Annotated in this window: 5 protein-coding genes; 4 read left to right on the forward strand and 1 reads right to left on the reverse strand. The window is 48.9% G+C overall.

Translation table 11 applies throughout. The features are described from left to right. Nucleotides 1–1824: a glycoside hydrolase family 13 protein gene (locus T472_RS08720; protein WP_023863537.1), complete on the forward strand. Its 1824-nt coding sequence runs from the start codon at nucleotides 1–3 to the stop codon at nucleotides 1822–1824. Between the two features lie 65 nt (nucleotides 1825–1889). On the opposite strand, the gene T472_RS08725 is transcribed toward T472_RS08720, so the two are convergent. Continuing rightward, on the reverse strand, nucleotides 1890–3185 hold the full coding sequence (locus T472_RS08725; protein WP_207643963.1) for a D-alanyl-D-alanine carboxypeptidase family protein: 1296 nt from the start codon (nucleotides 3183–3185) through the stop codon (nucleotides 1890–1892). 142 nt (nucleotides 3186–3327) lie between these two features. Between T472_RS08725 and T472_RS08730 the strand changes: the two genes are divergently transcribed. The 3 genes from T472_RS08730 to selB all read left to right on the forward strand — a co-directional run bounded on the left by T472_RS08730 (nucleotide 3328) and on the right by selB (nucleotide 7266). Then, nucleotides 3328–3900, forward strand: a complete 573-nt coding sequence (locus tag T472_RS08730; RefSeq protein WP_023387121.1) for a ComEA family DNA-binding protein — start codon at nucleotides 3328–3330, stop codon at nucleotides 3898–3900. 107 nt (nucleotides 3901–4007) lie between these two features. Then, nucleotides 4008–5402 carry an L-seryl-tRNA(Sec) selenium transferase gene (gene selA / locus T472_RS08735; RefSeq protein ID WP_040907191.1) on the forward strand — a complete coding sequence of 465 codons (1395 nt, stop codon included), beginning with the start codon at nucleotides 4008–4010 and terminating at the stop codon, nucleotides 5400–5402. Nucleotide 5403: 1 nt separating this feature from the next. After that, nucleotides 5404–7266 carry a selenocysteine-specific translation elongation factor gene (selB, locus tag T472_RS08740; RefSeq protein ID WP_023387123.1) on the forward strand — a complete coding sequence of 621 codons (1863 nt, stop codon included), beginning with the start codon at nucleotides 5404–5406 and terminating at the stop codon, nucleotides 7264–7266. The last annotated feature ends 220 nt before the right edge of the window (nucleotides 7267–7486 follow it).

The raw sequence follows: 7486 nt of genomic DNA on the forward strand, positions 1-7486 counted from the left end.
ATGAGATATGGGAACATGACGATCTCCTACAACTCCCACCTTTCTGAGTTCAAGAAGCCCTTCGGTGCGGTAACGCCAGGACGTGACGTCCACTTCAGGATAAGGATAGAGGGAGTGGGCAAGCTGACTGTCGTGCTTGTACTTACCAAGGAAGGCCAGAGGGAGACCTACAGGGAGATGTCGTCAGAAGGGCAAGGGTATTACACTACAATCATAACCTCCGGAGATGCGGGTCTGTATTTTTATTATTTCAGGATCCACATAAAGGAGGACAACCTCGACAGGTACGTTTTCGTAGGGAACAACGAAACCGGCCTTGGTGGGGAATGTCAGGTATATGAGGACTTCACATATGTGAAGTCCTATCAGATGACCATGCACAATTATGTCAAGCCTTCACCGGAATGGTACAGGGAAGCGGTATTCTACCAGATATTCGTTGACAGGTTTTACAATGGCAACGAACATGGTGCGATACTTTCCCCTAAGAAAAACTCATTTATCTATGCAACCTGGGAGGATTCGCCGATCTACATAAAGGACCCCCAGGGAAACATCGTGAGATGGGACTTCTTCGGTGGTAACCTGAAGGGTGTCATTGCAAAGCTTGACTACCTCAAGGAGCTTGGAATCACAGGCATTTACCTGAATCCTGTCTTTGAGGCAAGAAGCAACCACAAGTATGACACCGGAGACTACATGAAGATAGACCCTATGTTCGGGGATGAGCCCATATTCAGGCAGCTCATCGAAGAAGCAGGGAAGAGAGGCATGAGGATCGTGCTCGATGGTGTATTCAACCATGCCGGAGCTGATTCCTTATACTTCAACAAGCTTGGAACCTACCCGGAAAAGGGAGCGTACCAGGACAGGGATTCAAAGTATACTGACTGGTTCATGTTCAACAACTACCCCGAGGACTACGAATGCTGGTGGGGTGTGAAGGACCTTCCTAACCTCAATGAGAATAACTCCGAATACCGAAGCTTCATATGCGGAAAGGGCGGAGTCATAGACAAGTGGACGAAGACAGGTATCGGAGGCTGGAGACTCGATGTCGCGGATGAGATATCTGACGGATTCATCAGGGACATAAGGATGTCCATGTCAGAGGCTGACAGCGACACTGTCCTCATAGGCGAGGTCTGGGAGGATGCCTCCAACAAGATCGCCTACGGCCAGAGGAGAAGGTACCTTCTTGGAGATGAGCTTCATGGAACCATGAACTATCCCCTTAAGGACAATATGATAGCATACCTGAACGGCAGCTTAAGCGCCAGGGACCTCTACATGAGGATGATGTCCCTAAAGGAAAATTACCCTAAGGAGGCCTTCTACAGCGCATTCAACAGCATGGGTACCCATGATACAAGGCGGATCCGGACTGAGATTCCAGACATGGACAGGCTAAGGGCTGCTGTGACGATACTCATGACGATGCCTGGAGTACCCTGCGTTTATTATGGCGATGAAGCCGGAATGACAGGGGAGAGAGATCCTTATAACAGAGGCCCATATCCATGGGGCAGGGAAGACCTTGAACTCCAGCAGCACTACAAGGACCTGATCGCTTTGAGGCATTCAAGCGATGCGTTCACCTCAGGTGACTATATTCCGTTCTACCAGGGAAACCTGTACGGCTACCTTAGGATCGGACGTAAGGAATCCTACATAGTAATCATCAACAGGGATGAAACGGACAGGATGATGATACTCGAGGATGCGGCAGGATTAAATGATATTCCACAAAACCTTAACCATATCCTGCAGGGTGAGTTCCATCTTGCGAAGAAATCCGCTATAATCAGAAAAGTAAACAACTGATTGAAAGATGTCTAAAGACCGCCAGTTCAGGGTTTTCCCCTTAACTGGCGGTCTTATTTCTGACTTCAGTAGATCCCGTCTCTTCCCTGACCTGCAGCCATGCTTTGCCTTTCCTTGTACTCCCTGAGCTTCTGGGATGTGCGCCTGCTCCTTCTCCTTCTTCTCTTCCGAAGGTTTATCGACCTGATCGTAAAAAGTACCGCAATCAGGATCACCAGCACCATCAGGGCTATGACAAGGACCTTTGGGATGGTGAATCCTGCTTCCGGAGCAAGGGGCGTCCTTGCGGCCGCATCGCTTGCCGCTACCAGCTTCAGAGTTCCAGCTTCGCTGCCGTTCACCCTGACAGAGGCTTCGGATACCACCTGACCCTTGACATAATCTCCGTCAAATACTGACGTTTCATCGTATACCAGCATGGGGCTGGCATCAAAGTCTCCATCCGTACTGATCACATAGAAATCACATTCCGCCTCCAGCTGGAGCTGGTCACCATTTTTCAGGATAACTGTCCTGAGTGTCTGTCCTTTGGAATAGAGCTTTACTACGCTGCATTTCTCAAATGCCCAGTTGAAAAGCTCTATGGTCTCCTTGTAGTATTGGGCCTGACTGGTCGACTTGAGGATGGAGACGATATAGGTCTTTCCATCACTGCTTGCGACAGCCGTATAAGCATATCTAGCGTCCGGAGTATATCCTGTCTTTGCTACGACAGTAGGTTCATAGTATAGTTTATCGCTCTTCTTGAGAAGTGCGTTCTTGTTCGAAGCCCATCTTTCCGGAGTCAGGTTGGTCGGTCCCAGCTTGTATATGGATGTATGGAAGATATCCACGAGATAAGGGACCCTTGCAACTTCCCTGGAAATCAGCGCCAAATCATAGGCTGTCGTCAGGTGTCCCTCTTCCGTAAGACCGTGAGGATTTACAAAATGCGTGTTCTTCGCCCCAAGCTCCTTAGCCTTCTCGTTCATAAGAAGCGCAAATTCCTCAACAGACCCTGAAATGTGCTCTGCGAGTATTTCGGCTGAATCATTGGCCGAATGAAGAACAAGCGAATAAAGCAGGTCCTTGACGGATACCTGTTCACCCTCCTTGAATCCCATAGAGGCTCCCTCAGCATACGGCGGATTCTTTCCTACAGTGACAGTATCCTCAAGCTTAGCATGCTCCATTACAAGAAGCGCTGTCATCATCTTTGTAGTAGATGCAGGCATGAGCTGCATATCCGCATTCTTCCCGAAGATCACCTGCCCGGATTCAGCGTCCATCAGCACAACAGCCTCTGAAAGGATCTCAGGAGGTGCCGTCCCTGTAATGACTGGTGTGGCCTTTACCTCAGTGCTCCCTGAAAATATGACCATACCCAATAAAACGGCTGCCAAGCCTTTGCTTACCCATTTGAATTTCAAAAAAATCACCCCATGAAAATAATTATAGCAAAATATGCAATACTCAGCCATAAAAAATGCCCTGAAGTATGCATAATATATCTGAGGTGATAATATGGCATTCCCGGCAAAATTTTACAGGGCCACAAAAGCCCTTGCCATGGCAGCGTTCTTTCTGCTCGTTGCCGCAGCATGCTCTGCCGAGGTATACGAGGATGATCCGGTGGAGGTGGTAGTGACTGACGGAAACGAGGTAAGTGAAACTTATGAAGAGATAATCGTTGAGATAAAGGGGGCTGTTGCACGACCTGGAGTATACTCGATCCCAAAGGACAAAAGGCTGAATGACCTGCTTGAGCTTGCAGGCGGAAAGACAGACCTTTCTGACATGAGGTCAGTGAACCTTGCGAAAAAGCTCAGGGATGGTGAATCATATGTCATCCCTGCAGTCGGAGAGGACCCATTGCCATCATCAATGCCGTCCGACGAAGAAGGGAAGCTAGATGTCAACACAGCGACAAGGGAGCAGCTCATGGAGGTCCCCGGGATAGGCCCTGCCACTGCTGACAACATCCTCAGGAAAAGGGATGAACTCGGTGGATTCAAGACGATAGAGGGCCTGCTTGATGTTGACAGGATAGGGGACAAGACCCTGGAGAAACTGAAGGAGTATCTCGAAGTAGGATGAGAAAATCAGAAATGTGATATATAATAAATGGATAAGGCCCTGGGAGGACCGTGCCAAAATTCATGGCAGCAATCCACCTGTCCCGGGGGAAGAACAAGGAGCATTCAATGGACAGACTTAGAAACATACCAAAGCTTGACCTTATATTGAAGGATGAAAGATTCCTTAACCTTAACCGGAAATACGGGGAAAAGCTTGTCAAGCTTTGTACAAAAGAAGGCCTCGAATCCATGCGGTCGGCAATACTTGCCGGAGGAGACGGGGAACATATCAGCATTGACCTGGACACCATATGCTTCTTCACTGAAAGGTGCATAGAGGAGAGATCAAGGAGCAGCCTTGTGAATGTCATAAACGCCACCGGAGTGGTCCTCCATACCAACCTTGGCAGGAGCCTGCTTTCTGAGAAGGCTGCTGAGGCTGCAGCAAGGGTTGCAAGAAACTATGTCTCGCTGGAGTTCGACATGGAGTCGGGAAACCGCGGTCACAGGGATGAGGCCGCCGCAGCTGTCATAAGGGAGCTTACAGGCGCTGAGGACGCAGCTGTCGTCAACAACAATGCAGCTGCGGTACTTATTGTGCTTGCCGCAATTTCAAAGGACAGTGAGGTATTGGTGTCACGAGGTGAGCTTGTCGAGATTGGCGGAAGCTTCAGGATACCTGATGTCATGGAACTCAGTGGTGGAAGGCTAAAAGAGGTGGGTACCACCAACATGACCAGGCTGTCAGACTATGAGAAATCAATTTCAGAAAATACCGGACTTCTGCTTAAGGTCCATACATCAAACTACAGGATAGTCGGCTTCCATTCGGAGACTTCGGTAAGCGACCTTTCAAACCTTTCAAAAAAGACGGGCATACCCCTTTATGTGGACCTTGGAAGCGGGTCACTGATGGAAACAAGGGAATTTACTTCTGAGCATGAGGATACTGTCCAGGAGGTCCTGCGCTCTGGTGCGGATATCATATCCTTCAGCGGCGACAAGCTGCTTGGAGGCCCTCAGGCGGGCATAATAGCCGGCAGGAGGGACCTTGTGGAAAAGGTGAGGAATCACCCCCTGATGAGGGCTCTGAGGCCTGACAAGATGACCCTTGCCGCCCTTGAAGCCACGCTGAAGTCATGGCTCCTTGAGGACGGAGAAGGCATACCTGTAAAGCATATCCTTACCAGGGATAAGGCCCTGATCAGGGTAGAGTGCGACAGGATGTGTTCCAGGCTGCAGCAAATGGGATTCGAGGCTTCTGTCAGGGAAGTCAGCTCTGCATCCGGCGGAGGTACCCTGCCGGCTTCCGATATCCCATCATATGGTGTCCATGTCAAGGCTAAGGCAAACAGCCTATTATCAGCTGAAGACCTCAGGACACTGCTAAGGCTTGGTGAAGACCCCGTCATCGCCAGAGTGACAAAGGATGAGGTAGTACTTGACCTGAGGACGGTTAGGGAATGGGAGCAAAATATCATTGAATCCAAATTCTCACTCATAGCAAAAGGCTGGTGGTAAGATGCGTGAGAGCTTCATAATAGGTACTGCAGGCCACATAGACCACGGCAAGACAACCCTGATCCGTGCACTTACAGGGAACCAGGGCGACAGGCTCAGGGAGGAGAAGGAGAGGGGCATAACCATAGACCTTGGCTTCACACATATGGTCCTTGACAATGGTGAATTGGCCGGGATAATTGACGTCCCCGGTCATGAAAGGTTCCTTAAGAACATGCTCTCCGGAGCTACATCCATTTCCATAGTGCTTCTGGTGATCGCTGCAGATGAAGGCATTATGCCCCAGACATCAGAGCATTTTTCAATACTTAGGTTCCTGGGGATGAAACGTGTGGCAGCAGTGCTCACAAAGTCGGACAAGGTCGATGATGACATCCTGTCCGCAAGACGGTCAGAGGTAAGAGATTTCTTATCCAGCAATGGTTATGGAGACAGCGAGATATTTGCTGTCTCAAGCATATCGGGTCAGGGGATAGGACAGCTGAAAAAATGGATAAACGACTCATATGATTCACTTGAGAAAGGGGACAATCCGGAAGAGCCTTTCAGGCTTAACATTGACAGGGTCTTCAACAGCAAGGGCTTCGGTACTGTCGTCACAGGTACTGTCATGGAAGGAACTGTGAATCAGGGTGATACTTTAGATCTTCTTACCCCCTCAGAGGTCCTTTCTGTTAAGGTCAGAGGAATTCAGGTCCATGGCGCTGAAAGTACCGCTGCCGCGAAAGGTCAGCGCTGCGCCATAAACCTTGCCAGGACAGATGCAAGCCGTATAAGGAGAGGTGACACCCTTGCAATGCAGGGACTGGTCAGCGGGTCAAGCATAATTGACTGCACCTTCATTATGGCAGATGCTGATGCCAGACCTAAGGACAGGGACCGGGTGAGGTTATATCTTGGGACAAGGGAGATACTCGGCAGGATTCATTTCCTCCCTGATGATATACATCCCGGGATGGTCCAGTTCAGGCTTGAGGAACCAGCATACGTACTCAGGGGTGACCGGTATGTCGCACGATCCTACTCCCCGATGCATCTGTTGGGAGGTGGTGAAATCATTGATCCTTCTGCCAGAAAATATAAGGCCTCAAAATCAATGGAGCATATGGACCACCTTTTTAAAGTGACCTCAGGAGACAGCTATGGGGCTTTCCTTTCAACCCTTGAAGCAAGCCATGCAGGTATGGCTGACATGAGCGACGCCATAAGGCTGGGAGGAGAGCACCTGGTCGAGAAAGGAAAGGCAAACGGGGACCTTGCTGAAATCGAAGGTAAGGTTGTAACTTCTTCATTCATCAGTCGGACACTTGAAGAAACCAGAGCCCGTATGGAAGAATACTTTTCAAGGAGCCATCTTGGAATCCGTGCCGGTAAAGAGGAGATCAGGCTTAGACTCAGTGTCCCTCCTGACAGGAAGGTGTTCCAGGCTATACTGAAGCTGTCAGATAACATCATTGATAGTGGTGATTCACTTTCACTCAGAGGCAGGACAATAGTCCTGGATGATCCTGAATCCGCATTGGCTCATCGTATGCTGTCGTATCTAGGTGAAACACCATTTTCACCTCCGGACCTTAAGTCCATCACTCTGTCACAGAAGGAAAAGCGGATATTTGAATCAGTCGCTTCTTACCTCGTTGAAACAGGAGATATACTTATCCTGGACGGAATCTACTTTACCTCAGCTGCGATGGAATCGGCACAAAGGAAGATAACAGGGATACTCTCCTCCAAAGGTCCGGTCAGCATAGCAGAGGTAAGGGAGCTCCTTCAGACTTCAAGGAAATATGCGGTTCCGATACTTGAGCATCTTGATGACCTTGGAGTGACAAGGAGGTCAGGTGACAGGAGGATACTCAGATAGATAAAGGTGCTGTTGCAAAATAGCACCAAGTAAAAAAATGGGCTATTGCGAATCGTGAATGATTTGCAGTAGCCCATTTTTTGTTGTTTAAAAGCTTAGAACTGGCTCGCAGAGCCAGTTCAGGTGAGTTATAATTAATTTATGAAGAATAACCTAACTCATGTTAATTTTAATAAAAATATCAGCACAATGCAACTGAGAATGCAATTTGATGTTGATA

Source organism: Youngiibacter fragilis 232.1 (assembly GCF_000495435.3).
Lineage (GTDB): Bacteria > Bacillota > Clostridia > Clostridiales > Clostridiaceae > Youngiibacter > Youngiibacter fragilis.

Excerpts from the sequence above, each read along its gene's own strand:
- T472_RS08720 (WP_023863537.1), top strand. The coding sequence starts at position 1 with ATGAGATATGGGAACATGACGATCTCCTACAACTCCCACCTTTCTGAG.
- selB (WP_023387123.1), top strand. The coding sequence starts at position 5,404 with ATGCGTGAGAGCTTCATAATAGGTACTGCAGGCCACATAGACCACGGC.
- T472_RS08730 (WP_023387121.1), top strand. The coding sequence starts at position 3,328 with ATGGCATTCCCGGCAAAATTTTACAGGGCCACAAAAGCCCTTGCCATG.
- selA (WP_040907191.1), top strand. The coding sequence starts at position 4,008 with ATGGACAGACTTAGAAACATACCAAAGCTTGACCTTATATTGAAGGAT.
- T472_RS08725 (WP_207643963.1), bottom strand. The coding sequence starts at position 3,185 with ATGGTCATATTTTCAGGGAGCACTGAGGTAAAGGCCACACCAGTCATT.